This window comes from Haloarcula vallismortis ATCC 29715, from assembly GCF_000337775.1.
GTDB lineage: Archaea > Halobacteriota > Halobacteria > Halobacteriales > Haloarculaceae > Haloarcula > Haloarcula vallismortis.
Map to the genome: position 1 here is coordinate 1 of NZ_AOLQ01000005.1, position 24,625 is coordinate 24,625.

Annotated in this window: 24 protein-coding genes; 9 read left to right on the forward strand and 15 right to left on the reverse strand. The window is 62.3% G+C overall.

The genetic code is table 11. The annotated features are described in order from the left end of the window. The first annotated feature begins 38 nt into the window (after positions 1-38). Complete coding sequence (locus C437_RS01880) at positions 39-1,373, forward strand: sulfatase-like hydrolase/transferase (RefSeq protein WP_004515174.1); 1,335 nt, start codon at positions 39-41, stop codon at positions 1,371-1,373. A 42-nt stretch (positions 1,374-1,415) separates the two neighbouring features. Beyond that, entirely contained in the window at positions 1,416-2,513 is a 1,098-nt protein-coding gene (locus C437_RS01885; protein WP_241431623.1) for a glycosyltransferase family 4 protein, read from the forward strand. 2 nt (positions 2,514-2,515) lie between these two features. Here C437_RS01885 and C437_RS01890 read toward each other — a convergent pair whose 3' ends face one another. After that, on the reverse strand, positions 2,516-3,358 hold the full coding sequence (locus tag C437_RS01890; RefSeq protein ID WP_004515176.1) for a TrmB family transcriptional regulator: 843 nt from the start codon (positions 3,356-3,358) through the stop codon (positions 2,516-2,518). Between the two features lie 329 nt (positions 3,359-3,687). Between C437_RS01890 and aglJ the strand changes: the two genes are divergently transcribed. Continuing rightward, positions 3,688-4,734 (forward strand): S-layer glycoprotein N-glycosyltransferase AglJ, encoded by a 1,047-nt coding sequence (gene aglJ, locus C437_RS01895; RefSeq protein WP_049919568.1) that lies wholly within the window; start codon positions 3,688-3,690, stop codon positions 4,732-4,734. 1 nt (position 4,735) lies between these two features. Here the strand turns inward: aglJ and C437_RS01900 are convergent, their stop codons facing one another. After that, positions 4,736-5,062: a DUF5789 family protein gene (locus C437_RS01900; protein ID WP_004515179.1), complete on the reverse strand. Its 327-nt coding sequence runs from the start codon at positions 5,060-5,062 to the stop codon at positions 4,736-4,738. Between the two features lie 46 nt (positions 5,063-5,108). Then, positions 5,109-5,456, reverse strand: coding sequence for a winged helix-turn-helix transcriptional regulator (locus tag C437_RS01905; RefSeq protein WP_004515180.1), 348 nt, complete (start codon positions 5,454-5,456; stop codon positions 5,109-5,111). A 136-nt stretch (positions 5,457-5,592) separates the two neighbouring features. On the opposite strand from C437_RS01905, the gene C437_RS01910 reads away from it, so the two are divergent. Next, positions 5,593-6,012: a DoxX family protein gene (locus C437_RS01910; RefSeq protein WP_004515181.1), complete on the forward strand. Its 420-nt coding sequence runs from the start codon at positions 5,593-5,595 to the stop codon at positions 6,010-6,012. A gap of 116 nt (positions 6,013-6,128) precedes the next feature. Next, positions 6,129-7,787: a rhomboid family intramembrane serine protease gene (locus C437_RS01915; RefSeq protein WP_004515182.1), complete on the forward strand. Its 1,659-nt coding sequence runs from the start codon at positions 6,129-6,131 to the stop codon at positions 7,785-7,787. Here C437_RS01915 and C437_RS01920 read toward each other — a convergent pair. The 7 genes from C437_RS01920 to C437_RS01950 all read right to left on the reverse strand — a co-directional run bounded on the left by C437_RS01920 (position 7,784) and on the right by C437_RS01950 (position 16,003). After that, positions 7,784-8,410 carry an METTL5 family protein gene (locus C437_RS01920; protein ID WP_004515183.1) on the reverse strand — a complete coding sequence of 209 codons (627 nt, stop codon included), beginning with the start codon at positions 8,408-8,410 and terminating at the stop codon, positions 7,784-7,786. The two genes, C437_RS01915 and C437_RS01920, sit on opposite strands and share 4 nt — an antisense overlap. 50 nt (positions 8,411-8,460) lie before the next feature. Continuing rightward, positions 8,461-10,020 carry a sensor histidine kinase gene (locus C437_RS01925; RefSeq protein ID WP_049919569.1) on the reverse strand — a complete coding sequence of 520 codons (1,560 nt, stop codon included), beginning with the start codon at positions 10,018-10,020 and terminating at the stop codon, positions 8,461-8,463. A gap of 96 nt (positions 10,021-10,116) precedes the next feature. After that, on the reverse strand, positions 10,117-11,190 hold the full coding sequence (locus C437_RS01930; RefSeq protein ID WP_049919572.1) for a hybrid sensor histidine kinase/response regulator: 1,074 nt from the start codon (positions 11,188-11,190) through the stop codon (positions 10,117-10,119). Positions 11,191-11,192: 2 nt separating this feature from the next. Then, positions 11,193-11,639 (reverse strand): response regulator, encoded by a 447-nt coding sequence (locus tag C437_RS01935; RefSeq protein ID WP_004515186.1) that lies wholly within the window; start codon positions 11,637-11,639, stop codon positions 11,193-11,195. Beyond that, positions 11,632-13,563 carry a PAS domain-containing sensor histidine kinase gene (locus C437_RS01940; RefSeq protein WP_004515187.1) on the reverse strand — a complete coding sequence of 644 codons (1,932 nt, stop codon included), beginning with the start codon at positions 13,561-13,563 and terminating at the stop codon, positions 11,632-11,634. The genes C437_RS01935 and C437_RS01940 overlap by 8 nt, the downstream gene beginning before the upstream one ends. A 64-nt stretch (positions 13,564-13,627) precedes the next feature. Further along, a complete protein-coding gene (dph2, locus tag C437_RS01945) occupies positions 13,628-14,674 on the reverse strand; it encodes a diphthamide biosynthesis enzyme Dph2 (protein ID WP_004515188.1) in 1,047 nt (348 codons plus the stop codon). A gap of 54 nt (positions 14,675-14,728) precedes the next feature. After that, entirely contained in the window at positions 14,729-16,003 is a 1,275-nt protein-coding gene (locus C437_RS01950) for a methyl-accepting chemotaxis protein (protein ID WP_004515189.1), read from the reverse strand. Between the two features lie 334 nt (positions 16,004-16,337). On the opposite strand from C437_RS01950, the gene C437_RS01955 reads away from it, so the two are divergent. Then, positions 16,338-16,736 carry a YlbF family regulator gene (locus C437_RS01955; RefSeq protein ID WP_004515190.1) on the forward strand — a complete coding sequence of 133 codons (399 nt, stop codon included), beginning with the start codon at positions 16,338-16,340 and terminating at the stop codon, positions 16,734-16,736. 141 nt (positions 16,737-16,877) lie between these two features. Here the strand turns inward: C437_RS01955 and C437_RS01960 are convergent, their stop codons facing one another. After that, the gene (locus C437_RS01960) at positions 16,878-17,327 is read right to left on the reverse strand and encodes a universal stress protein (RefSeq protein ID WP_004515191.1); all 450 of its coding nucleotides are present in this window, start codon (positions 17,325-17,327) and stop codon (positions 16,878-16,880) included. A 113-nt stretch (positions 17,328-17,440) separates the two neighbouring features. Between C437_RS01960 and C437_RS01965 the strand changes: the two genes are divergently transcribed. From C437_RS01965 to C437_RS01975, 3 genes are all read left to right on the forward strand, one after another. Further along, positions 17,441-18,274: an MBL fold metallo-hydrolase gene (locus C437_RS01965; RefSeq protein WP_004515192.1), complete on the forward strand. Its 834-nt coding sequence runs from the start codon at positions 17,441-17,443 to the stop codon at positions 18,272-18,274. A gap of 171 nt (positions 18,275-18,445) precedes the next feature. Further along, complete coding sequence (locus tag C437_RS01970) at positions 18,446-19,549, forward strand: hypothetical protein (RefSeq protein WP_004515193.1); 1,104 nt, start codon at positions 18,446-18,448, stop codon at positions 19,547-19,549. A gap of 39 nt (positions 19,550-19,588) precedes the next feature. Then, entirely contained in the window at positions 19,589-20,485 is an 897-nt protein-coding gene (locus C437_RS01975) for a hypothetical protein (protein WP_004515194.1), read from the forward strand. A gap of 12 nt (positions 20,486-20,497) precedes the next feature. On the opposite strand, the gene C437_RS01980 is transcribed toward C437_RS01975, so the two are convergent. The 4 genes from C437_RS01980 to C437_RS01995 are packed head-to-tail and all read right to left on the reverse strand — an operon-like array spanning position 20,498 to position 24,597. Beyond that, positions 20,498-21,442 carry an ABC transporter permease gene (locus tag C437_RS01980; protein ID WP_004515195.1) on the reverse strand — a complete coding sequence of 315 codons (945 nt, stop codon included), beginning with the start codon at positions 21,440-21,442 and terminating at the stop codon, positions 20,498-20,500. Continuing rightward, positions 21,439-22,422 carry an ABC transporter ATP-binding protein gene (locus C437_RS01985; RefSeq protein WP_004515196.1) on the reverse strand — a complete coding sequence of 328 codons (984 nt, stop codon included), beginning with the start codon at positions 22,420-22,422 and terminating at the stop codon, positions 21,439-21,441. The genes C437_RS01980 and C437_RS01985 overlap by 4 nt, the downstream gene beginning before the upstream one ends. Beyond that, entirely contained in the window at positions 22,409-23,800 is a 1,392-nt protein-coding gene (gene nosD / locus C437_RS01990; protein WP_004515197.1) for a nitrous oxide reductase family maturation protein NosD, read from the reverse strand. Before nosD ends, C437_RS01985 begins: the two co-directional genes overlap by 14 nt. Continuing rightward, positions 23,797-24,597, reverse strand: coding sequence for a hypothetical protein (locus tag C437_RS01995; RefSeq protein WP_004515198.1), 801 nt, complete (start codon positions 24,595-24,597; stop codon positions 23,797-23,799). Before C437_RS01995 ends, nosD begins: the two co-directional genes overlap by 4 nt. Between the last annotated feature and the right edge of the window lie 28 nt (positions 24,598-24,625).

Consider the following 24,625-nt stretch of genomic DNA (forward strand, 5'->3'; position numbering starts at 1 on the left):
TAGTGAGATTTATACCGACAACGTGATTCCGGTTAGATATGACCAGCGTCGCCCTGATTGTACTGGATACGCTCCGGAAGGACGCATTCGACAGACACTTCCAGTGGCTTCCGGGAACGAACTTCGAGAACGCTTATGCGCCGAGTCACTACACTGTCCCCTCACACGCCTCGCTGTTCACTGGCCTCTACCCGAGCGAAACGGGCACAAACGCCAATTCACATCAGTTCACCCCGCCTAATCCCCCGCTTGCTCGCCGGCTCCAGATTGAGGGACTTGAAACACACGCGTTCAGCGCAAATGTTCAGATTTCTAGGCAGTTCGGCTGGGATCAGGGATTCGACAGATACAGCGGTTCCTGGAACTCCAAGCACGCCAACGCGACTGACGATATCTTCGAGTGGAACGCGTTCATCCGGGAACATCGCGACGAGGGCCCACAGCGGTATGTCAAGGCGTTTTGGTCATGTCTCTCGGGCGAGTGCGACACGATCCCCAGCCTCAAACACGGGCTAGAAATTAAATACCGGACACATACGGTGTCCGACTCTGGAGCACAGGAGGCGCTCTCGTACGTTCGTGGGACAGACTTCGCAGACGACGCCTTCCTCTTCATGAACCTGATGGAGGCACATGGACCATACAGACCACCCGAAGAGTACCGAACAGTGGAGTTCGATGAGATGCCCGGCTTCGCCGAGTCTGTCCAAGAGGAACCGATTGACCAGACCGACGCTGAAACCATCCGACAGGCCTACGACGACTCAGTGCGGTATCTCTCCGAGAAGTACGAGGATATATTCGCGGAACTCCGCGATGAGTTTGACTACGTGATCACATTGGCCGACCACGGAGAGAACCTCGGTGAAAACGGAATCTGGGGCCACGGGCTGGGCCTTTATCCGGAGCTGACCCATGTCCCGCTGTCTATCTGGGGGATGGGCGGCAGGAAGACACGTGCGGAGACCGTCAGTCTCATTGACGTTCACCGGACGATACTGGAGATGGTCGGTGTAAACGATGACAGGCACGAGAGTCGCGGGCGAGACCTTCGGTCGCCAGTAGATCACGAACCGCAACTGACGGAGTATCTCGGCCTGAACATGTGGCGTGAGCAGAAACTGGAGGCAGCAGAAAAAGCCGACGAGTTCGCAACGTACGACCGGGAGCTGTACGGTATCGCCACAGCCGACAATTATTACGGGTACGAGGACTTCGACGAGCGTTTCGTTGAATCCGGAACGACAACGCTGGAATCCCCCCGCGATCGGATGGAAGAACTGGTCGACGACCTTACTCGTCGGGAGAATGCGGACGAGATTGATGTCTCGGACTCGGTAATGGAGAGTCTCGAAGACCTGGGCTACGCTTGAGGTCGCAACCGTTTTGACTGGTCTCATCGAAGGCCCACCACCGTGGATTCGTTGGACATTTGCTTCGTGGTGAATGCGGTCGGCGAAGGAAGCATCCCGGCGGAGATTGCGACGGCAGTGACACGGCACACCGACCACACCGTCGACATTCTGACATGGTTCGACTCGGGGCAGTTCGCCGGCGAGGAACTACTGGACGTTCGGTCCCTTGACGCACCGGACACAGCGCTTGGTGTCGATTTAGCGACATACTGCCGTGCTGCGGACATCCTCTCGGAGTACGACCTCGTCCAAGCCCACCACAATCACTCTGCAGCATTTGCGAAGGCCATTGCGCGACGAGTTGGCGTACCGACCGTTTCCCGTGAGGGAAATACTCGCGATGGGTTCACTCGGAAGGGCCGGATAGCCAATGGTGTCACCAATCCGCTTGCCAGTCGTGTCGTCTGCATCTCAGAGAGCGTCTATCAGTCGTTCACCCGCTGGGAGCGGGCGATACTGCCCAAACGAAGGGTTCGACGAATTCCGAACGGCGTCCATCTGGACCGAATCGCCGAGACCGCACCTGCACTACCAGATGGTATCGCCCCCGCAGACAACGCTTTTGTCGTCGGCAATGCGGCTATGCTTCACGAACAGAAGGCCCAAGATACGTTGATTCGAGCCATCGCTGAACTGAACAAGCGAGCCGACCGACCGGTCGAGCTCGTCATTTGTGGCGGCGGACCTGAACGATCACGTCTTGAATTGCTTGCCGAAACACTTGGCATCACATCGCGGATTCATTTTGCTGGTCTGGTCGAGCGCCGGGCCGTCTACGCTATGGCGAAGGCCGTTGACGCCTTCGCGATGCCGTCCCGCTGGGAAGGGTTTTGCTCGGCTGTCGCCGAGGCGCTGGCCGCAGAGACCGCGACAGTGCTATCGGATATCGAGACGTTCAGAGAGCTATACGACGGCGCGGCGCTGTATCATGAGGTCGACAACGTCGACGGCCTCACTGATTGCCTGGAGACGCTGCTGTCGGATAAATCACGTCGCGAGGCGCTCGCACGGGCAGGACGCAGCTTAGTTGAAGAGAAATACACGATCAAGACCGTCGCCCAGCAGTACGGTACACTGTACGACGATATTGTTGAGTAGTCTCAGTTCGACTGCTCGACACTCTCGTACTCCCAGATCAGGTCGAAGTAGCGCTGCATCCCAGCGACGAACGAGCCGTTGTCGGTGATTGCGGCCTGGCGCATGTGGTTCGGGACGTCCGGTTCCTCGACCAGTAGAATCGCCTCACCGGTGTCGTAGTCCATGCTCGGGTCAACGAGTGTCCCGCGCCAGGGGAGTCGCTCCGTGCTGAACCGCAGGTCGATTGTGGGATACTCCGTTTGCAGCCGGTCGACGATGTCAGCCTGGACAGCGGCTTTCTCCGCTGGTAGCTCGTCGGGATGCAGGAAGAGAACGCCGACCTCGACTCCGCGGTCAAGTGCCTCCGCCAGTGCGCGCTCGACGCTGTCGAGGTAGGCGAAGCTATTGGTGATGACGCGAAGCGTCTCTTCGGCGTCATTATACAGCCGTCTGGTTTCGCGTTCGCTCGGTTCGCCCACGTCGACGACGTGGAACAGTTCGGCCGTCGGCGAGATGTCCTCGCTGGCACGTTCGAAGCGCGGTTCGTACTCAGCGAGGAAGGCATCGCGGTAGGAGTCGATGTCTGCGGCGAACGATTCGTATGATTGCCTGCGGTTTTTGACGGCTCGGTCCAGAATTTCGCTAGGAGATTTCGGCTGGTACTCTTTGGGACGGCCGGGAATCACCTTGATGAAGCCGCGGTCGGACAGCGACTCCAGCACGCCGTAGACGCGGGCCTTGGGGATGCTGCTCGCTTCTGCGAGATTCGGGGCCGTCGTTCGGCCGAGCGAGAGCAACTGTTCCAGCGCTGTCGCCTCGTATTCGGTCAGCCCGACCATGTCGAACACGTCCGCAGGGTCGCTCATACACGCCCATGTGTGGCAGGGGATGTAAAACGCGTCGCCCGGCGCCGGAATCTATTAGTGGGTGGCGGCAAGTAGTTACTCGCAGAGTGAGTAACATGACTGCGACATCCCAGACCGAAGACGACGATCACCTGGCAGACATCGAAGACGGCTGTGGCTGTACGGAGGTCTGGGAACACATGAGCGAGCAACGCGACGACTGACACGGCTGGTGTCAGCTATTGCTGACTGTCACCGCTCGTTCACCGCCGACTGGGAGAATCTGACCCGAAACCCCGCACGCGGCCAGACCCGCATTTATTTGTCTTCGCGTGGATGAGGTTGAGTCGATGGCCGACCGCGACGACGTCTGTATACTGTTGCCGACATTCAACGAGGCAGAGACTATCGAGTCGGTCGTGTCCGGGTTTCGCGAGCAGGGCTTTACCAACGTTCTCGTCATCGACGGCGGCTCGACCGACGGGACACAGGAACTCGCCGAATCGGCCGGCGCACAGGTCGTCGAACAGTCCGGCTCGGGGAAGGGACAGGCCGTCAGGGAGGCGGTGGCGCGTCACATCGACCAGCCGTACGTCCTGATGGCCGACGGCGACGCGACCTATCGGCCCGATGAAGCGGACAGGCTCCTCGAACCGCTGTTGTCAGGTCAGGCCGCCCACGTCATCGGAAACCGGTTCGCGGATATGCGACCCGGCGCGATGACGAAACTGAACCAGATCGGCAACCGCATCATCAACAGTGCCTTCGAAACGATTCACGGGCGGGACCTCACTGATATCCTCTCTGGCTATCGAGCCTTTACGCGTCAATCCTTCCAGCGGAGTTCGCTGACGGCATCGGGCTTCGGTATCGAGACAGAGATGGCTGTCGAGTGTGTCAAACACAACATCTCGACGGCGGTGGTCCCAATCACCTACCAGCCCAGGCCCGACGAGTCTGACACGAACCTCCGCCCGTTCCGGGACGGCGCGACGATTATCCTGACGCTGTACCAGATGGCAAAGACGAACAATCCGCTGTTTTACTTCGGGAGCGTCGGCCTCGGGAGCACTGTGGTCGGATTCCTGCTTGGCGCGTACGTGGCCTACGACTGGGTTGTCAACAGTATCTCACACGAGGTGATTGCAGTTGTCGGCTCGTTCGCCATTCTGCTGGGGATTCAGCTCCTCATGTTTGGCGTCCTGTCCGATATGCTCGTGGCGGTAAACCGTGAACAGACACGCCGGCTGGAGGACATTGCCGTCCAACTCACACACGAGAGCCGCGACCAGCCGGCCGACGTGTTCGCCGACCAGCAGGTTGGTGACACGGAGGGGACCGGAGACAGCGACACAGCGACGAAGCCGGCGGTATCCCCGAACCAGCCCGACGAGTGATTTAGAACGGGACCAGCGCACGGAGCTGGGAGAGAATACTGTTTCTGGTGGCTTCCCGTTTGCGTTCGAATATCGGATGGAGATCGTTGAGTAGTTCCTGCTCGTTGTCGAACTCCGTGGCGTTCGTCTCGTCGAGCGCCTCGGCGACGGTCATCGAGTGGCCCGACGCGTCGAACGGGACTGTGATGTGGCCGGCGGCGTCCCGGACCTCTCTCGCGGTCGCGGGATACTCGATGTCCACGTCCGACAGGCGGGCGTCGAGTGCTGCGATACCGAACTCGATGACGTCTGGCTCGTCGCTGTTATCGGCTGGTGGCCGTACTCCCATTGATGAAGCGATGGGGCCGGGGGATAGAAAAGTCTGCGTTGTCCAGTCAGTTCTTGCACCCGGCCAGCCACTCCTCAGCCCAGTCCTCGATTTCGTCGAACACCGGACAGAGGGATTCACCCTTGGACGTGAGCCGATAGTACGTCGCGACTGGCGCGTCCTCTTCGAGCCGCCGGGCGACAAAGTCCATCTCCTGAAGATCGTCGAGGACCCGCGAAAGGGTGCGAGAGCTGGCGTCGGTGGCGCGTTTGAGCTCGTTGAACCGCTGTTCGCCGTTCTGGAGTTCGTGAAGTACAACCAGTCGCCAGCGCGACCCGATCTGTTCCAGCGATTCGATGACGGCACACGGCCCGCTCTCTTCCTCCTCTGCGGCACTGAATACTTCAGATGACATCGGTGTTATCTAGTATCCCCATTGTCCGGGAACGTACAAATAGGTTCGCATACGAACCAAGTAACGTAATGAAACCACCAATCGCGGTTCGACAGTCTCGTAGTGAAACAACCCCTTCGCTGGAGGTGAGCGTCTGATGGCGTTCGAGGCCGCCGGGGCGGCCGAACTGTTCCTGCTGGGACGAATCCTGTTCGGTGGCGTCCTCGCCTTCATGGGCCTGAATCACTTCCAGAACGCTGGACAGATGACACCCTACGCGGAAGCGAAGGGGCTCCCGGCACCCGCGGCGTCGGTCTACGCGAGCGGCGGGTTACTTCTCATCAGCGGTGTCCTCGTCATCGTCGGTGCGTACCCCGTTATCGCAGCCGGGGCGCTGGCGACGTTCCTCGTCGCCTCCGCCGTCATGATGCACAACTTCTGGGCGGTCCCGGACGATCAGGTACAGGACGAGATGACGCAGTTCCTCAAGAACATCGCTCTCGCCGGCGGCGCGGTGTCGCTGCTTGCGGTGGCTGGTACGTCGTGGCCGTACAGCGTCGGCATGACTCTCTTCTGAGGTCCCGCGTCGATCACAGCCCGGTTGCCTGCGGCCGGCTCGCGTTCCGCCCGTCACTGTTCGGGAGTGACACCTGTCGCCATCCATAAGCCGTCCCGTACCTGAACTGTGCGTGAATGATGCAGTCGCTGCCGACGCCTGCCATGCCCGCGTGGCTCCCGTGGCAGGAAGCGGCCGTCCTCGCAGTGGTGCTTGTCATACTCCATGCCGTCCGCCGGTTCTCGGACGTACGACTCGGGGACAAGATACGGGCGCGACTCCTCCTCGGCGTCCCGTGGGGGACGCTGCTGACGATTGCGGGCGTCGCGGCGGTGTACCTGTTCTTGCAGGGCGCGTGGTGGCATCCGCGGGACCCGCTCGTGACTCCGTTCCGGACGTGGTCGTACTTCTACCCGTTTGGGATGCTCACCGGTGCGTTCACCCACGGCAGTCAGGGGCACATCACGGGGAATCTCATGGGTACACTGGTGTACGGAACGGTCGCGGAGTACGTCTGGGGACACTACCCTCGCAAGCGCGGTGTCCAGACCTTCACCTCGCTTCGAACGAACCCGTGTACCCGAATTCTGGCCGTTCCCGCCGCGATGTTCGTTGTGGGCGTGTTCTCCGCGGTGTTCGCTATCGGACCGATTGTGGGCTTTTCCGGCGTGGTGTTTGCCATTGCCGGGTTCGCGCTCGTGACGCGGCCGACGCTGTTTCTCGGTGCGTTTCTCGGAACCCGCGTGCTCGATCTCCTGTACTCGGCGCTTCGCTATCCGGTGTCGACGGCCGCTGGGCAGACCCGCTTCGTGACGCCGTGGTGGTCCACCATCGCCATCCAGGGGCACGCTATCGGCATTCTGGCAGGCGTCGTCGTGGGGATCGCGCTGTTGCGGAGTCGTGACGAACACCCAGACACGCTCCGGGTGTTCTTTGCGACGCTCGTGTTCGCCGTCGCACAGGGTCTCTGGGCGGTGTACATACCGCTTGGTGGTGGCCGATTTCGGTTGTTCCGGTGGGCCGGGACGGCACTGGTGTTTATCCTCGCACTTGTCGTCGCCGCGGCGACCGTCGGCTCTGACCGGCGTTTTCGCCCGTCGTTCGACCGTCACCCGGCGTCACTCGCGGTAGTAGTGCTGCTCGTCGTCCTCGGCGCACTGAGTCTCGCTGCCGTCCCGACGAACGTCGTCGACTTGCAGACGGACCAGCTCCCCGAAGACGGCATCGAAGTCAGAGACTACGTGGTGACCTACGACGAGAACACCCCGAACGCGTACTTCGAGCGTATCTGGGTTCCAACGCAGCAGGCAGGGACGAGCGTCAACGCCAGCGGCGTCATCGTTGCTAGCGCAGAACGGGAGATCTGGATCGCCGCCGTCCAGCCCGGCCAGCTCGCCGTCAACGGTCGGGAGCGGGTCACGGTCGGTGGGGCGACCTGGCGCGAGTCGGTCTACGCGAACCGGACGGACTGGTCGGTGCTCGGCAATTCCAGCGTCTATCGGGTCCAACTCAGGCGCGATGGCGGCCAGCCCCGCACAGCCTACACCTCAGAGCCGTCGACGGCGGACGTGATACTGGACGGACGGAACGTGACGGTGGCGGCCCGCGACAACGGGTTCGATGTGGTCGTAACACGGGGGAACGAAACGGTCGGGCAGGCACCGCTTCCGTCGAACATGAGGCGGACGCGGGTCGGCGGGCTGACCTTCGAGCGGAACCGCTCGCGGCTGTACGCGCGGACCGACGGCACCCGCGTCAAAATCGCCGAACGTCGCCAGAAGGCCTCGGAGAGCTAGGTCCAGTCGATGCGGTACACTTCCGCGGTGATCGCCTGCCGGTCCGACTCGTGGAACTCGAACTGTCGCGGCAGGTCGAACTCCGTCTCGAAGGCGTGAGTCACCTCGCCGCCGTTATCGGCGGCGAAGGACTCGATGAACGACTGGCTCCCCTCGTTGTGAATCGAGTACGAAACGTCCGCGATAGACGCGGCAGTTTCGAGGAACCGCCGGTCTGCGTGTTCGTTGTCCGACTGCGCGCCAAAGGGCGGGTTCATCACGACGGTGGTTTCCCCGACAGGAGGAGACAGCGGGGCCGTGGTGGCATCTGCTCGAACCCACGACACTGGGGTCGTCGACCCGACTTTCTGCTCGTTTTCGCGCGCTGTCGACAGCGGTGCAGGGTCGATATCCAGCCCGACGACCCGCGCCGGCGACCGCAACGCTGCACCCAGCGCCAGCATCCCCGTGCCACAGCCCAGATCGACGACCGTCTGTCCCTGAACGTCGCCCTGGAGGTCCGCAGTATGGACCAGATGGGCCGCCAGATCTGGCGGCGTCCGATACTGTTCGAGACTGGCCCGCGGGTTGTCGAACCCGGCGACAACGGCGAGTTGCTGGGCGAGCGCACTCTTTGTCGGCATTATCTGAGATACGCACAGTTCATTCAAAAACGTTTGGAAATGTTCAGTGGTTATTCTGCCGGGAGTGAGACGACGAATTCGCTGCCGCCGAGGTCGCTCTCTTCGACCCAGATGTCGCCGCCGTAGCTGTCGACCATCACCGATACGAAGTAGAGTCCGAACCCGGTCCCCGTGGACTCGGCTCCCCGCTCCCCTTTCTCGAAGATCGACTCGCGCTCTCCGGCCGGAACCCCGGGACCGTCGTCCGCGATTCGAAGCTGAACAATTGAGCCGACGCGTTCCGTCGTCACCTCGACCGTGGTGCCGGGGCCGCCGTGCTCGACGGCATTGGTCAAGATGTTCCCGACAACATCGTCGAGGAGGTCGTCAGCCACAACTTCGATGCCCTCAGAGATGTCTGTTTTGAGCGTACACTCCGTGTCCATTGAGGCCGCTTTTCTCGTCGCCCCTTCGACGACCGGCCCCAGTGCAATTGTCTCCGCCTCGGTCAGGCCGTCGTCTGACATCGTGCTCAGGACGCTCCGGACCTTCTGTGTGAGGTCGACGATATCTCGGCTCCAGTCCAGAATCGTCTCGGCGTACGTCGCCTGTGTCCCGCCGAGTGCGCCTGCAAGCGTTTCTGCGCGCGCTTCGATGACTGTCATCCCGTTGAGAATGTCGTGCCTGAGAATACTGTTGAAAAACTCCATTTGCTCTTCGCGGCGCTTGAGATCCGTGATATCCGTCCCCTCGACGATTATTTTCTGTACAGTACCGTCGACCATCACCGGCCGGGCCACGACGGCGGTCGAGATACGCTGGCCGTCTGCGCCGACATGCTCGGCCTCGAACCTGACCATCTCACCCTCACTCGCCTGCTCGACAGCGTCCTGACAACGGCACGCTATGTCTTCATTGTGATTCCACCATGGTGTTTCCCAGAACGGCTCTCCGAAGATGGCGTCGTCGTCGGCGTCGACGAACCCGAGTGCCGTTTCGTTCGCTCTGATGAGGGCTCCGTCGGCGTCGAGGATACCGATGAACGTCTCCGGTGAGTTGAACGTCGCTTCTAGCAGTCGCTGGCTCTGCTCCCGTGTATCGACAGCTAACTCGCGTTCGATCTCCGCTTCGACCCACTGGGTGAGATGTTCGAACAGCGTCTGCTGCCAGTCCGAGAACTCCGGAATCGACTCGGCGTCGTTGACGAAACACAGCGTTCCGTACTCCGCCCCGTCTGCTCGAAGCGTCGCGCCGACGTACGCCTCCAGTCCGAACCGCTCGTAGGCAGGGTCAGCCGATAATTCCTCGCTCGCGTTGGTGACGACGTAAATCCCGGATTCGTTGAGGGTGTGTCTACAGTACGTCTCGGAGAGTGGCGTCTCGTCTCCCGCTGTAATCGTCGATTGCAGCCCACTACTGGCGACGATTTCGTGCTCGTCGCCGGAGACGACTGTAACGTGGCCGTTCGGAAATCCCAGATGTTCTCGACCGACCTCCAAAACTGGCTCGACGCGCTCCCGAAACGAGGTTCCGCTGGCCGCCATCGCCGCAGTGAGGTCCTGCATAGCCGCAAGATAGCGATCCTGTTCTTCCGGGTCGCTACCTTCTGGACCGTCCAGCGGATCATTCATACCCGAGGACTCGACCTCCCCGGAATTGAAGATTCGGACCCGTTTCTCAGAAGCTGAAATGCGACCGACCGATGACAGTGTGACAATCAACCACCGCTACGGAGTCGCGTGTGGGAGTTCAATGTAAAACGCTGCGCCGCCGAGGTCGCTGTCCTCGACCCAGACATCGCCGCCGTAGCTCCGGACCATCGTGTCCACGAAGTAGAGCCCGAAGCCGGTGCCGCCGGACTCAGACCCCTTCTCGCCGCGCTCGAAGATGCGCCGCGCATCGCTGCTTGGAACGCCGTCCCCGTCGTCGGCGAGACAGACTGTGACGACCCCCTCTCCGACTGTCGTCGTCACATCGATGGTCACATCCGCGCCGCCGTGTTCGACTGCGTTGAGAAAGAGGTTCGCGAACACGTCATCGAGCAGTTCGTCGGCGACAACGGTGACCGCCTCCGATTCGACGGTGACAGTACAGTCGTCACAGACTGACCGGGCGCGCTCCGCCGCGTCGGTGAGGACAGCCTGTAGATTCCGATGTTCGTGGTCTCGCCCGTCCTTGTCGGTGACTGTCTCCAGCACAGACCGGACCTTCTCCGTGAGGTCGATCAGGTCGTCGCTCCACTGGACGATGGTCGAAGCGTACTCGCGTTCCTGACTGTCGAGCGTGTCTTCGAGGAGTTCGCCCCGCGCCCGGATGACGTTCATCCCGTTGAGGATGTCGTGTTGCAGGATGCTGTTGAAGAAGTCCATCTGGTCGGTCTGGCGCTGAATCGCACGCTGCTGTCGGCTCCTGACGACCGCGTACCGGAGTGCTCTCACGAGTCGGTCGCCATCCAGATCCGCTTTCGGCAGGTAGTCCTGTGCGCCGCGGTTGATCGCTTCGATAGCCATCTCCCGGTCTTGCATTCCCGTGAGCACGATGATCGGTACTCCCCCGATCATCTCAGTTGCCCGGTCAAGTGTTGTGAGGCCTGTCGACTCGGGGAGTCCGAGGTCCAGCAACACCACGTCGTGGGCTGCTTCCAGCTGTTCGTCGACCGGCGACAGTGACTCGACGTGAGAGATCGACACGCCATCGACGAAGTGCGCCACGGCCGGCGAATTCAGGTGGTGCTCGACGAGCCGAGCATCGCCCGGATTGTCCTCGACGAGGAGCACATCGAGGTGAATCGTCCCGGTCATCGTCATTTCGGCGGCCGCTTGACCACCGTGAGGAAGAACTCCTCGACGCTACTCACGATGTCGACGAAGCCGTCGAAGTCGACGGGCTTCGTCAGATAGGCGTTCGCGTGGAGGTCGTAGGATTCGATTATGTCTTCCTCCGCCTCGGAACTGGTCAACACGACGACCGGGATCCGCCGAAGCGACTCGTCGTCTTTCATCTCTTCGAGCACCTCCTGTCCCCCTTTACGTGGCATGTTGAGGTCGAGCAACAACAGGTCAGGCCGCGGTGCGTCGTCGTACTCCCCTTTCTGACGGAGAAACGCCAGTGCCTCGACACCGTCGTTGACGACGTGCAGGTTGTTCAGCACCTTCCCCTTCTCCAGCGCTTTTTTCGTCAGCTTGACATCGCCGGGATTGTCCTCCGCCAGCAGAATCTCCACCGGCCGCCCATCGCTGGACTCAGTCATCGCCGCTCACCTCCGTCACCGCCGGTAACGTGAACTTGAACGTCGCGCCGTGGTCAGATGGTTCGACCCAGATACGCCCGTCGTGGCGCAGGACGATTCGCTGGCAGACGGCCAGCCCGATACCAGTCCCCTCCGTGTCGTGGGCTCCGGCGCGGTGGAAGATGTCGAACACTTCCTCGCGGTCCGCCGCCGGAATCCCTGGCCCGTTGTCCGAGACGGTGAACACGACCTCGTCGCCATCTCTGTCCGCGCTGACCTCGATACGTGGTTCGATGCCGGCTTCCACGGCGTATTCGATGGCGTTTTCCAGCAGATTCTGGAACACCTGCCCGATCTGGTTCGGGTCGGCCTCGACCGGTGGCAGTGACTCCGCCGTGATGGTCGCGTCGACCTCCTCTATTCGCATCTGCAAGGCGTCCAGCGTCCGGTCGAGAACCGCGTCAGCGTCCGTCTCCTCAAAGTCGCCCGCGTTCGTCTCGACACGGGAGTACCGCAGCAGGGCATTGACCATCTCCTGCATCCGGTGGGCACCGTCGACAGCGAAGGCCATGTACTCGGCGGCCTCTTCGTCGAGGTCGTCGCCGTACTCGCTGTCGAGCAGGTCGACATAGCTCGAGACCATCCGGAGCGGTTCCTGCAGGTCGTGTGAGGCGATGTAGGCGAACTGCTGGAGTGCCTCGTTCGACCGCTCCAGTTCCGTCTGTTTGGATTTGAGCCGCGTCTCCCGTTCGATCCGCTCCAGCGCGGCGGCCGCCGTACTCGCGAGAATCTCCAGCAGGAACCGCTCGTCGCCGTCGAACGACGACACAGTCTCTGACCCGATACACAGCATCCCATGGCCGTCGAGGGGGAGACACAGGAGCGTCCGTATCGGTATGCCCGGCGCTGACGGGTTCGACAGTTCTTGATAGTCCTCGATAACGGTCGGCTCGCCGCCGTGGAAGATACGGTTCTCGTCGCTGTCCGGTCCCATCGGCGGCAGGTCCGCCGGCGTGTTCACTCCGGCCAAGTCAGCCGCCATTCCCGTCGCACCGATCGGATAGAGCGTGTCGTCGCCGCTGTCGTAGGACCAGATCGCAGCGAGTGGCTGGTCGACAATGCGCTGTGTGATCTGTGCGACTGTGTCCGCGGCCGCGGTCTCCGTACGACTGTACAGTAGTTCGTTCGTCGCGTCGCTGAGTGCCTTGACGCGTTCCTCGCGGCGCTTGAGGTCGGTGATATCCCTGGCCACGCTGACGACCTGTTTGAGCTGTCCGCTATCGCCGAACACCGGCCGATACCACGTCTCGAAGACGAGGTCATCGATCTTCTGGGTCACGCGGACCTCCTCGCCGTCGAGGGCCAGTTCGACGGCGTTGATGATGTCCGGATACTCGCTGTAGGCCTCGAACACCGACGTGCCCTCGAGTTCGCCAGGTTCCAGCCCGAGCCCGTCGAGGCCTTTCCCGGCCGAGTACGTGAACGTGCCGTCGGGGTCGAGGGTAAAGACCACCACAGGGAGATTCCCCATCAGGGTGCGGAGCTGTTCGCTTTGCTCTGCGTGCTTCCGTTCCCGCTCGCGGATGTCGGTCACATCGTGAATGAACGCCACGACACGAATCTCGTCGCCGAGCGTAGCTCGCTTGAGCGTTACCTCGACCAGTTGGTCCGTGCCGTCGGGTCCCTCTGTCGCCCATTCGACCTGTGCCGACCCCGAGGTGGCTGCCTCGGTTATCAGGTCGTTTGCGTCCGCTGTGGAGAACCCCGGCGGACTGAACTCGCCGACGTGCATCCCAACGATGTCGTCCGGGGCACATCCCAAGAGCGCGCCTGCGGCCTGGTTGGCCCGGACGACGGTTCCGGTATCGGCGTCGTGGATCATAACCGGGTCCGGACTCGCCTCAAAAACGTCCTGATAGATAGCGGTGTCCTCTGTAGAAGCCATGAACCGTATCGGCGCCTGCGCTACAAGATAGTATGCCTCTTGTTCTCAGGGGTGAGAACTGGATCTACCAGGTGCCTTTGAACGTGTCGAACTCAAGCGAGTCGAGCGGCTTCTCGCCGACGGCGATCTCGTACTCGCCGGGGGTGAGCATCGGCTTCTTGAACTGTGGGCCGTCGTCGGTCGTGATTCGGGGACAGCCGGTGTTGACGTAGGCGTCCATCCCGAAGTTCGTCAGCCGGTCCGGCGTCACCTCGTCCATCGTAATGAGGTAGGCGTTCTCGTTGTTGTCGACGATCTCCTGGGCCTTGTCCCAGCGGCCCTGGCCGATCTTCGTACAGAAGATGACGCCCCAGGACTCGGCGTCCATCGCGCGGTGGACCGCGCCGTAGCGCTGCTTCATGAACTTCTCCGTGTCCGCGACGGTGACGACGTTGTTCACGGGGTCGGCGATGACGACGTGTTTTTCCGGGTGCTCCATCGCCAGCCCGAGCGGGTGGAACTTTCCGCCGCCGACGTACAGCATCTGGTCGGCGTCCACGTCCGCGCTGGCGTAGTTACAGCCCAGCACCTGTCCCTCGTGGGTCAGTCGCTCGTCCCCGCGACGCGTATGCACGGTGTAGCCCCGCTCTTCGAGCCACGCGCGCATCTCGTCGAACTTGTTCATATGCTGGGCTGTCGTTACCAGCCCCACGTCGGGGTCGTCCTCGGGGTCAGCGAGCTGTTCCTCACGGGCCTGCTCCATGATGGGGAAGACGTCGACGTTGGAGAACAGCGGCACGTAGATAATCTTGTCAGACTCCTTCATCGGTGAGTGGCCGAAGTGGACGAACACGTCCGTCCGGCGCATCATGTACGTATCGAGGTCACAGGCACCGTAACAGGGCTGGCCCGATAGCAGCACCGTCACGTCGTCAGGCAGTTCCTCGCGGAGGTCATCGGCCACGGCCGGACCGCGGCGTTTCAGCCCTTCGGGGAACTGCAGTCCCACTTTCTCGGCGTCTCGCTCCTCGACGGCTTCGACGATTCGGTCGAGTTCGTAATCCCACTCTCGGTCGTGCTTGAGCGACAGTCCGGTGTTCCGGAGGTCGCCGTCAGTCCGCTCTTGACTCATTGCAACTCTGTATCCGTTCGAGCGCCATAACCCCCGTGCTTCGGTGAGCAGCAGTTATTCCATAATCTCAGCGAGCCGTCGCTCGACCCGCTCGACGTTTTCCTCTAGGTCACGGGCCATCTGGTGCTGGGTTTCGTTGGCGTCAGCCACTTCGTCGATAGATTCGGAAACCTCGGCGGCACGCTGGGCGATTTCGTCGATCATGCTGGCAATTTCTTCAGCGCTTGCGGCCTGATCGTCCGTCGCCTCCGCAACCTCACCGATGCCCTGTTCTGTCTCTGCGGTCGCGTCGAGGATGGCCTGCTGGTTGTCCAGCACTGTCTCCAGATCAGTGAGGGCCTGCTGAATCGCAGCCGTCGTTTCCTCGACGTTTTCGGCGGTGTCGTCAGCTACCTCGCGGACCTCCCCGACGATGCGCTCGACCTCGTCGGCGTGCTGTTTGGACTCGTCGGCCAGTTCTTTGATTTCGTCGGCGACGACCGCGAACCCGTCGCTGTCGCTGTTACTTCGTGCGGCTTCGATGTTCGCGTTCAGTGCCAGCATGTTCGTCTGGTCCGCGATGTCGTTGATGACCTCGACGAACTCGTCGATCTCCTCGATGTGGCCCCGGAGTTCCGTCGAGTCCGACGCGACCTGTTCGGCGGACTCCGTCGCATCCTCGACGCGCTCGATGGTTTCCTCGGCTGTCTCGACGGACTCCTCGGCGAGTTCTCTGGCCTCGCCGCTCTGGCTGCTCACTTCCTCGGCGCTTGAGGCGATTTCCTCGACGGTCGCGCTGAACCCGGAGACCTCGGACTGGACCTCATCAAGGTTGTCGGACTGCTCACCGGCCATCTCTTTGATGTCATCGGATTGGTCGGTGACGGCCGCGGCGGAGTCATTGATTTCGCCGACCGCTGACTCGACGTCCGTTGCCATCTGTGACTGGAGAGCCTGCAGTTCCGCTCGCTGTTCGACGATATCGCTGAAATCGAGCAGTAGTTCTAGCGCACCGATAGCGTCCCCGCCGGGACCCATAAGTGGGATAGCTACCGCTCGCGCGTGTGCCATCGTTCCGTCCGGCCGTTCGGCCGAGCGGAACTCATCTTCGCGGACCGGCTCCCCCGTTCTGATAACTTCCTGGGCGAGCGTCTCGTCTTGCCCCTCCGTGCCGAACACGTCGTAAGCGTTCATCCCGACCGCCTCGCTCGCCGGAAGCCCGAGCATCCCTGCGACCGTCTCGTTCCAGTGCGTGATGTCGCCGTCCGAGTCGACCACAAACGCTGCTTCCGGTAAATCCTCGATAAGGGACTCGAACGTGTGGAGCCAGAATTCCCCGTCGTTGTCCATAGATTCTGGTAGCAGATCGTTTCCAGCAGCTGTTTTTGGCATTATAAAGCCTATTCCAGAGCCAAATATACTATTTTCGACCGATTATATCAGTTGATAACTGATTTAAATTGCCCGTAGCGAAAGCGAAGCTACGTACACATTAGCACAGCGATGCCCTGCAAAACACAGAGACTGTACAAATACGGACGCCGGACACACCGTTGCACACCTGCCAGTCAGAGATGTTCGATGGAAGAATAGACACAGTCGGAATCATGTCACCTTCCTCCGTCTGACCCAGAACAACCCGGTTTCGGCAGGCCTATACCGCCCGAGTCCGTACAGTATGCCGATGAGCATCGAGACTGATACCGCCGCTGATATCGACGGTGACCACGTCGAAGCGCTCGCTACAGAGTTCGGCGAAGCAATCGCCGAGCTACCGGTGTACCAGCGATTCAAGGAGACGAAGGACGCCGTCGAAAACCACGAGGAGGCACAGGCGGCCATTCAGGAGTTCGAGCAGATCCGCGAGGAGTTCATGCTCGCCCGTCAGACGGGCAACGCCTCTCAGGAGGACCTCCGAAAGGTCCAGCAAAAGCAGGAGGAACTCCACGACATCCCGGTAATGAGCGACTACCTAGAGGCGCAGAACGAACTTGAACTGCGCCTACAGGAGCTCAACGAAATCGTCTCCGAAGAACTGGCCGTCGACTTCGGGCAGAAGGCCGGCGGTTGCTGCGAGGACTGACCACCGGTATTTTCGCGGTTCCGTTTTTCACTGGCCCTGAAGCGACCGGTCAGGAGCACCGATACCGCTGCCATCCGTCAGTGGCACCCTGTTGTCGACAGGTATCGCCAGTCAGCAGACGACTCGACCGACTGTGGGAGATTACTCTTCGACTTCGGTTTTCACCACAACCGCCGGTCGTTCGCTCAGTCTGAGCACTTTGTCTGTGATGCTGCCGAGGAGGCTTCGGTACTCCGCCGGTCGCCGCTTTGTCCCGAGTACGAGCAGATCGACGTCCGCCTCATCGGCGGTGTCGATGATGGACTCGGCCGGCCGTCCGTGTTTCAGGGTCGTCGTGACGTCGACGCCGGACGCCTCCGCGTCGGCCTGTATCCGTGCCAGCGTTTCCTGCCCTGTCTCTTCGAGGCCATGTTCTGGCCCCTCCGATTCGTCGACGTATTCGTCGCCGCTGTAGGCTGTGTACACGTCTTCGTCGACGACATACAGGACGTGGAGGTCCGCACCGTGTTCTGCTGCGAGGGCAATCGCGTGGGATTCGGCGTTAGTCGACGCTTCTGTCCCATCCGAGGCGAGGAGGATATGATCGTACATACAGGTGGTATTTCTCTCAGTTGGGAAATAAACGGAGGGCCCCGTTCTCAGACAGCGGGAGACGACTCAGCGTCTTCGAAACATCTTAGCGACCGGGCGTGGCATCTCCCGGCATGACAGTCGAATCTGACTGGGACGACTGGCTCCCGCGTGCGGTGGAGTCGGCGACGCCTGACGGGCTGGCGATCTGGTATCTTGGCTGTAACGGCTTCATCGTAAAATCCAGCGGTGGGACGACCATCTTCATCGACCCGTACCTCGGCACGGGCGACCCGCCGCGAACCGTCCGCATGGTGCCGGTGCCGTTCAATCCCGAGGATGTCACCGAGTGTGACGCGATTCTTGGTACCCACGAACACACTGACCACGTTCACGGGCCGTCCCAGGCCCCGATTCTCGCTGGGACAGGCGCGGACTACTACACGACCGACAGCGGTCACGATGTCATCCGGGAGGAGGCGTGGCTGGAGAACTACAGCGTCACAGACGACCAACTCCACGAAGTCACGGAGGGCGACACGCTCGAAATCGGCGACGTGACCGTCCACGTCGAACCGGCCAACGACCCCGACGCCGAGCATCCGGTGTCGTACATATTCGAGCATGACTCCGGGACGTTCTTCCACGGCGGCGACGCCCGCCCCGGTGAGTTCGAGTCCGTCGGCGAGCGCTACGATATCGACGTCGGCGTCCTCGCGTTCGGGACTGTCGGGATGATCGACGACAAGGAGACCGGCGAACCCGTCCGGACACGGTGGTACAACGACGAGAACATGATCATCGAAGCCGCAAACGAACTCGAACTGGACACCCTCATCCCGACCCACTGGGATATGTGGAAGGGGATGACGACGGAGCCGACCGTCCTGCACAACCACGCCAACAGCTTCGAGTATCCCTCGACGCTTTCAATCATTGAAATCGGCGACCGGTACAACCTCGACTGAAAGCGGCCTACTGGTGGCACACGGACGGACTGCCCGGCATTCCGGGATCACGGCCTGTTCCTGTTACTGAGAGTACGTGTACGTATTATATTAACCGGCAGCATGTAGAAAAAAGTCGTAAATGTTGGTCAGGTACGTACCTTTAATACTATTGCTGAGACCATACAGACCATGAGCAATTCGCAAGCCTACGACGAAGTCACTGTCGCCGCAGATGGCGTGACAGTGACCAAGCGGTTCGAGGCGGACGAGTTCCCTGTGCCTGCCATAGCGTTTAATCTCACGTCACGACGGTCCGTTCCGGTGACAGTCAGGTTGGTTGACACCGTTCCGGAGGATGTCGCCGTCGAGGATCTGGGCTTTCATCCCGAGTACGGCAGCGAGTACTGGGACATCAACGAAGACCGGATCGCCTTCGAAAAGGAACTCGAACCCGAAGCCGATTACACGACCGTCTACGGTATCCGTGCGACGGGAACTGACGACGTCGAGAAGTTCCTGACGGAACCCGAAATCGAGAATGTGGACCCGCCCCTAGACGAGGATGAGGAGGACCTCGTCGGTGGCGGTGACGAGGCCGTTCGCGATGTCATCGCCGGCGACGCCGACAGTGTTCCCGGCCTCGAAGAAGATGACGACGAGGACATCGAGACGTTGGACCTCTCGGACCCGAATAACCCTGATTCAAGCGTCGAAGCGCCCGAAGAGAGCAACGCCGCACCGGCAGATTCCGAGGTACAGTCTGGCGCCGTCGTCGCGACGATGGCACAGGAAATCCGCGATCAGAATGTCTCCCCCGAAGACGTGAAGCTCCTCAAGCGCGCTCTTGACGCTGTCTCCGAAGCTGAAGATGACGGTGACACCGGCGGCGTCAACGACGCCCGAATCCAACGTATCCAGAGCGACGTCGCGGATCTCCGTGCCTACACCGATGCGCTCGAAGAATTCCTCGAAGAGAACGGGACTGGCGAGGACATGATTGAGGAGTTCGGCGAGCGTCTCGACTCCTTCGAAACGGCTCTAGAGAACTTCCAAGACGAGGTCCAGTCGGCGACGGAGACAGCCACGGCTGCCTCCGATCAGGTCGACGACCTCTCCGAGGAAGTCGAGAGCGTCGAAGGGCAGCTCGATGACCTCGAAGACGACATCAAAACCGTCCGCGAGGAGATCGACGATGGCGAACTGGCTGACCGGATCGACGAAACCGAATCGGAGATCGAGGAACTCAAAGAGTGGCGCGAACAGCTGTCGTCGGTCATCGGCGGCGGCGACTAACCGAACTCGTTTTACCGATCCCCCGTCTGTGCCTGCATAATGACGACGACGAGAGTGGCTGTGCCGCGCAAGGGCCGGCCCCTCGAAGCAGTGCTGGAGCGACTCGCCGGGCGCACAGGGACGACCGACCTGGCCGACGATATCATCTCGACGCTTCGCTACGAGAAGGCCGTCACCAAGGGCAATCAGGACGCGGTCGCCGACGTGTACCGTCGCATCAGCGACTACTCCTCGCTCGATGAGCCATACAGGCCAGAATACACGCTACTCCGTGACGACCGCGACGGGATGCCTCGACGGATCGTCTTCGATAGTGTCACAATTCCGACAGAACACGGCGATGTCCAGCTAGTCGGCCGCGAGGAGCCGTTCCGGGCGCTCCGGACCCACGAGTTCGCGCTCGGGTTCGACAGCGCGGACCTCGTTCTCGAAGAGGTCGTCCAGCTTCGGGACGACCCACTGACCGCCATTCACGAAATCAACGACCGTATCGACCCGCTGGACACGGACGTACGGGTCGTGACCGGGCTGGGTGATACGGTGTACCACACCCTGCTGGCGACGCCGGAAGTGCTGGACTCACAGGACGGCCCCCTCGACCGGGCTTTTGTTACCAACTACGAAGGCGACCTCTGTATCTCGCCGCGCTACGAGCGACTCGTCGAAGCCGTCCTCGGGACGAGCGCGCTCGACGGGGTCTCCTTTACCTATCCGACGGAAGGCGGCGAGGAGGAGGAAGACATCGCGGCAACCGGTCTCGGCGTCTACCTCACTGTCACGGGGTCGACCGCACGCGACCACGGCCTCGAACTCGGCGAGCGGTTGTTCCCCAGCGAGACCGTGCTTCTGGAAAACGCTCACGAGCGTACCGAGACGACGAAACAGGTCGCCAGTCTGTTCGAGGAGCCCGAAGAAACGGCGCTGCAGTCGGTCTAAAACGGATTCGATTCAGAGACGCCGTCGCTGGATGAGCTTCGCAGCGATGCCGACAGGCACGACGACCCACGCTACAAGTGCCGCGGCGACCATTGGAGTGGTCAGCCCGGCCTGTGCGAGGACACTCCCGAAGCCGCCGGCGACCACATCCACTTGCGAGAGCGCGAGCACGCGGAAGCAGTCCACGGGGTTGAGTAGTATCGTGGCGGCGATAGCGCCCGACCCGAGGTCGAAGCCCGCGACGGCACCCAGTGCGACCAGGTCGTGCAACAGCGCGACCCACAGCCAGATGGCCAGCGCCGCACCGAGTGCGTGCGTTTTCGTCCGTGCGACCGTCGAGACCAGCACTGATACGCCGAGCATCGCACAGGCGGTCAGCACAGCAGCGAGCGCGACAGCCGCGTACGGGCCGACGCTGGCGAGACCGATGTGGCGAACGGTCAACAGCGCGCCGGGAACGAATCCCAGCAACATCGCGCCGGACAGCACCGCCGCGCGACCGACGGCAATGCCGACGACGACACGGCCTTTCGTCACCGGGAGCGCGAGCAGGAGTTCCAGCGAGCCGCGCTCGTCGGCCCCGACGATGGCGTCGTACCCGACCGCCAGCGCGGTCAGGGGGACGAGGTAGACGCCCAGTTCGGCGATGGTCGCGATCACCGCGTCGAAGCGACCCGGGCCGACCGAACTCGCACCGAACTGGACGACTGCGGCGGTAAAGAGGCCGAACAGCAGCGCCACGCCGAGCGCCCATCGGCTTCGGACCGCGAGCCGGTACTCCCGGCGAGCGATAGTGAGGAGGCTGTTGTCGGCAAGCCGGGCGAGCGCGAAGTCGTCGGTCGCGGTTGTCGTCGCGTTCTCCTCGGTTCCGCCGTCGTGTAACCGAGTCGCCGGAGTGTCAGCCGCGACAACCCCGCCGTCGGGGGTCGGGTCGGCCGAGGACTTGCCGTCGCTCATGCCGGCTCACCTCCCGAATCCTCGGTCGCTATCGGCCGTGTGCCATCGCCGCTGTGACTACTCTCACTCACAGCCTCGTGGAACGCGGCTTCGAGGCCGGGTTCACGGACCTCGAACCGGTCGATGTCGTGTGCTTCCCCGACGGCGGTCAGCAGGTCGTAGGCGTCGGCCGGTGTGGTCCGTGCTGTCACGTCTGTGCCGGCCCGGGCGATGCTGGTCGCTGCTTCGAAATCCTGCAACTCGGCTGCCGCATCGCTTGCATCCCCTTCGGACGCAAGCGACAGCGACACCGTTACCTCGTCGGCGGCGGCGCGGCGAAGCTCCTCGACCGGTCCCGCCGTGGCGACTCGCCCGTCAGCGATGATGACGGCCTCCGAGCAGAGCCGCTGAATCTCCCCGAGCGCGTGTGAGGAGAAGACGATAGTCACGTCGGTTTCGGCCGCCAGGGACTCCACGACCTCATGGAACGCCCGGATTCCGTCGGGGTCCAGTCCCGCGGTCGGTTCGTCGAGTATCAGCACGGCCGGCTCGCCGACGAGCGCCGTGCCGAGGCCGAGTCGGCGGTTCATCCCGTTGGAGTAGCCGCCGACGCGGCGGTCCGCGGCCTCGGCGAGGCCGACGGTGTGGAGGATGCGCTCGACGTGGTGGGCTCGCTCCGTGCTCGGCACCGAGCGCATCCGCGCGTGGAAGCGGAGTATCTCGCGGCCGGTCAGGCTCGGCGGGAAGCCGGCGTGTTCGGGCAGGTAGCGAACACGTTCGCGGACGGTCGTTCCGTCGGTCGGGTCCGCACCGGCGACGGAGACGCTGCCGTCGTCGGGTCGGTTCAATCCGGCGAGCAGTTTGAACAGGGTCGTCTTGCCGGCCCCGTTCGTGCCGAACACGCCGAGGGTCGCCCCCTGTTCGACGGACAGACTCAGTCCGTCGAGGGCCTGCACGTCGCCGTAGGCTTTCGATACGTCGTCGACTTCAATCACGTTCATAGTAGTGCCTCCAGTTCTCGTGGGGTGGTTCGGTGAGCGGGCGGGCATCGACGACGCCGGGCGACTGGACGACCGGCACGGACGACTCGGCCAGTCGAACGGCGTCGAAGGCCGGGCTGCTGGCGAACACCCGCGCGGCGGGCTTCTCTGCAGTGACCTGCTGAACGGTCCCGGCCGGCTGGTAGCGGGTGTCGCCGACGCCGTCGTCGTCGATATCGGTCGGGTTCGCCCGGGACCAGTAGTTCCCGACGCTCTCGTTCCAGTGGACCTGATCGCTCATCACCGCCAGCACCGGTCGGTTGTTGCGGATGAAACTGTTCTCCGTCACGGTGCCGTCGGTGCTGCCCGCGGCGATGTGGACGCCCACGTCGTTGCCCACGATGAGGTTGCCGACGATGCGGTTGCTGACGGAGTTGTAGACGAACAGCCCGTTCTCGTTGTCGACGAGGTGGTTGCCCCGGATGTCCGTGTCGTCGATGCTCTTGACGAGGATGCCGTGGCCGGACTGCCCGCTGTTGTTGACCGCGATGTTGTCCTCGATGACGAGATGTTTCGACACCATCAGCGCGTACCCGACGTCGTTGTCGAAGGCGGTGTTGTCCCGCAGGTGGCAGTCGTCGGAGTACATGTAGTGGACGCCGTACCGGAGGTCCCACATGGTGTTGCTGGTCGCGTTCACGTCTTTCGCCCAGTTGTAGTAGAGCCCGTCCCGGACGGTGGTGATGTCGTTGTCCCGGATGACGCTGTCTTCGGTCTTCCAGATCTGGATGCCGTTGCCGCGCTCGGTCAACTGCCGTATCTCCTCGCGGCCGGCGATGGTGTTGTTGCGGATCTCGGCGTTGTCGACGCCGTCGAGCCAGATCCCGAACGTCATGTCGGTGACGCGGCTGTCGCGGACAGTGACATCGCTGGCGTTGACAAATATCGCGGCGTCGTTCGTCGCCGTGCTGTAGCCGCTGTTGCGGATCCAGAGGTCCGTGACGGTGACGCCCTGCGCTTCAACGGCGAGCACATCTCCCTCGCCGTCGCCGTGCAGCAGCGCCGACCCGGGACCGCTCCCGGCCAGCGTGACGTTCGGCGTCGTCACGACGAGCGTCTCGTCGAAGCGACCGTCGAGCGTGACGGTGTCACCGGGATCGGCGGCGTCGACCGCCGCCTGCGCGCTGTCGTACGTCTCGTCGTCGACCGTCGCGGTGCCGTCGGCCGACGGGGCGCTGAACGAGTCGGTGTCGGGCACGTCGGGGTCGAAGGCGAGGTCGTCGCGGGCGTCGTCGGTAGCGCCGGCACTGGCCATGCCGACGGCGACGACCGACAGCACGAGCAGGACCACAGTACCGATGGCGAACACACGCTCGAAATCGTGGGACAGTAGGCTCATGGGCGGGTTCCTGACTGGTCGGTTTCAACCGCGGCAGTGGTCGGGCGGTGCGGAGCGTCGTCCTCATCGTCGCTGTCGCCGTCGCGGCCGATGCGGTTCCGGACAGCGTCGGGAAGGCCGGTCAGCCCTCCGCGCAGTCGTCCCGGAAGCTCGCCGAACGTCACGGGCTGGTCGCGGTAGTAGTACGACACCGCAAGCAGTCCGACGGCCGCGGTGGCCATGTACGCGCCGAGGCCGAACCGGGAGACGCTGGTGATGTTGGCGACCTGGTACTGGCCCCACAGCGGCGGCGTGAAGCCGTCGACGCCCATCACCGGCGCGCCGGGATCGAGCGTGTGGCCGGCCTGCCAGAGCCGGTACTGGATATCGGCCAGCATCACGGTGAACACCAGCACGGTCCCGCCGAACTGGTATTTCAGGCCGCGCTTGAGTTTGGCAGTGGTCGGGGCGATTGCGACAAACACCGACAGCAGCGACACGGCGATGAACGCGACCGGCCCCAGCGACCACTCGGGCACCTTGATGGCCCGCTCGTTCACCGGGAAGTTCGGCTCTAACAGCACCGGGTCCGGGAAATAAAAGCCGATGTAGTGGTTCAGCCGCGCCATCTCGGTGAAGTCCCCGGTCAGCCGCGGGTATGCGTACAGTGAGACGTGGAGCGTCGTACTGGGGTACTGGACTGCGTCGACGCTGATTCGCCACATCGGGAACGCGAGCGCCGCGACGAACAGCAGCGCCGCTACCACGGGGAGGCCACGTCGAATCTCGCGGAAGTCGTCGAGGGTGGGTCGTTGCATGGCTGGACACCTCCGAGATGGGTTGTGG

Bases quoted from the DNA above. Each gene is read 5' to 3' on its own strand.
- C437_RS01880 (WP_004515174.1), top strand. From the start codon at position 39: ATGACCAGCGTCGCCCTGATTGTACTGGATACGCTCCGGAAGGACGCA.
- C437_RS01890 (WP_004515176.1), bottom strand. From the start codon at position 3,358: ATGAGCGACCCTGCGGACGTGTTCGACATGGTCGGGCTGACCGAATAC.
- aglJ (WP_049919568.1), top strand. From the start codon at position 3,688: ATGGCCGACCGCGACGACGTCTGTATACTGTTGCCGACATTCAACGAG.
- C437_RS01900 (WP_004515179.1), bottom strand. From the start codon at position 5,062: ATGGGAGTACGGCCACCAGCCGATAACAGCGACGAGCCAGACGTCATC.
- C437_RS01905 (WP_004515180.1), bottom strand. From the start codon at position 5,456: ATGTCATCTGAAGTATTCAGTGCCGCAGAGGAGGAAGAGAGCGGGCCG.
- C437_RS01910 (WP_004515181.1), top strand. From the start codon at position 5,593: ATGGCGTTCGAGGCCGCCGGGGCGGCCGAACTGTTCCTGCTGGGACGA.
- C437_RS01915 (WP_004515182.1), top strand. From the start codon at position 6,129: ATGATGCAGTCGCTGCCGACGCCTGCCATGCCCGCGTGGCTCCCGTGG.
- C437_RS01920 (WP_004515183.1), bottom strand. From the start codon at position 8,410: ATGCCGACAAAGAGTGCGCTCGCCCAGCAACTCGCCGTTGTCGCCGGG.
- C437_RS01925 (WP_049919569.1), bottom strand. From the start codon at position 10,020: ATGAATGATCCGCTGGACGGTCCAGAAGGTAGCGACCCGGAAGAACAG.
- C437_RS01930 (WP_049919572.1), bottom strand. From the start codon at position 11,190: ATGACCGGGACGATTCACCTCGATGTGCTCCTCGTCGAGGACAATCCG.
- C437_RS01935 (WP_004515186.1), bottom strand. From the start codon at position 11,639: ATGACTGAGTCCAGCGATGGGCGGCCGGTGGAGATTCTGCTGGCGGAG.
- C437_RS01940 (WP_004515187.1), bottom strand. From the start codon at position 13,563: ATGGCTTCTACAGAGGACACCGCTATCTATCAGGACGTTTTTGAGGCG.
- dph2 (WP_004515188.1), bottom strand. From the start codon at position 14,674: ATGAGTCAAGAGCGGACTGACGGCGACCTCCGGAACACCGGACTGTCG.
- C437_RS01950 (WP_004515189.1), bottom strand. From the start codon at position 16,003: ATGGACAACGACGGGGAATTCTGGCTCCACACGTTCGAGTCCCTTATC.
- C437_RS01955 (WP_004515190.1), top strand. From the start codon at position 16,338: ATGAGCATCGAGACTGATACCGCCGCTGATATCGACGGTGACCACGTC.
- C437_RS01960 (WP_004515191.1), bottom strand. From the start codon at position 17,327: ATGTACGATCATATCCTCCTCGCCTCGGATGGGACAGAAGCGTCGACT.
- C437_RS01965 (WP_004515192.1), top strand. From the start codon at position 17,441: ATGACAGTCGAATCTGACTGGGACGACTGGCTCCCGCGTGCGGTGGAG.
- C437_RS01970 (WP_004515193.1), top strand. From the start codon at position 18,446: ATGAGCAATTCGCAAGCCTACGACGAAGTCACTGTCGCCGCAGATGGC.
- C437_RS01975 (WP_004515194.1), top strand. From the start codon at position 19,589: ATGACGACGACGAGAGTGGCTGTGCCGCGCAAGGGCCGGCCCCTCGAA.
- C437_RS01980 (WP_004515195.1), bottom strand. From the start codon at position 21,442: ATGAGCGACGGCAAGTCCTCGGCCGACCCGACCCCCGACGGCGGGGTT.
- C437_RS01985 (WP_004515196.1), bottom strand. From the start codon at position 22,422: ATGAACGTGATTGAAGTCGACGACGTATCGAAAGCCTACGGCGACGTG.
- nosD (WP_004515197.1), bottom strand. From the start codon at position 23,800: ATGAGCCTACTGTCCCACGATTTCGAGCGTGTGTTCGCCATCGGTACT.
- C437_RS01995 (WP_004515198.1), bottom strand. From the start codon at position 24,597: ATGCAACGACCCACCCTCGACGACTTCCGCGAGATTCGACGTGGCCTC.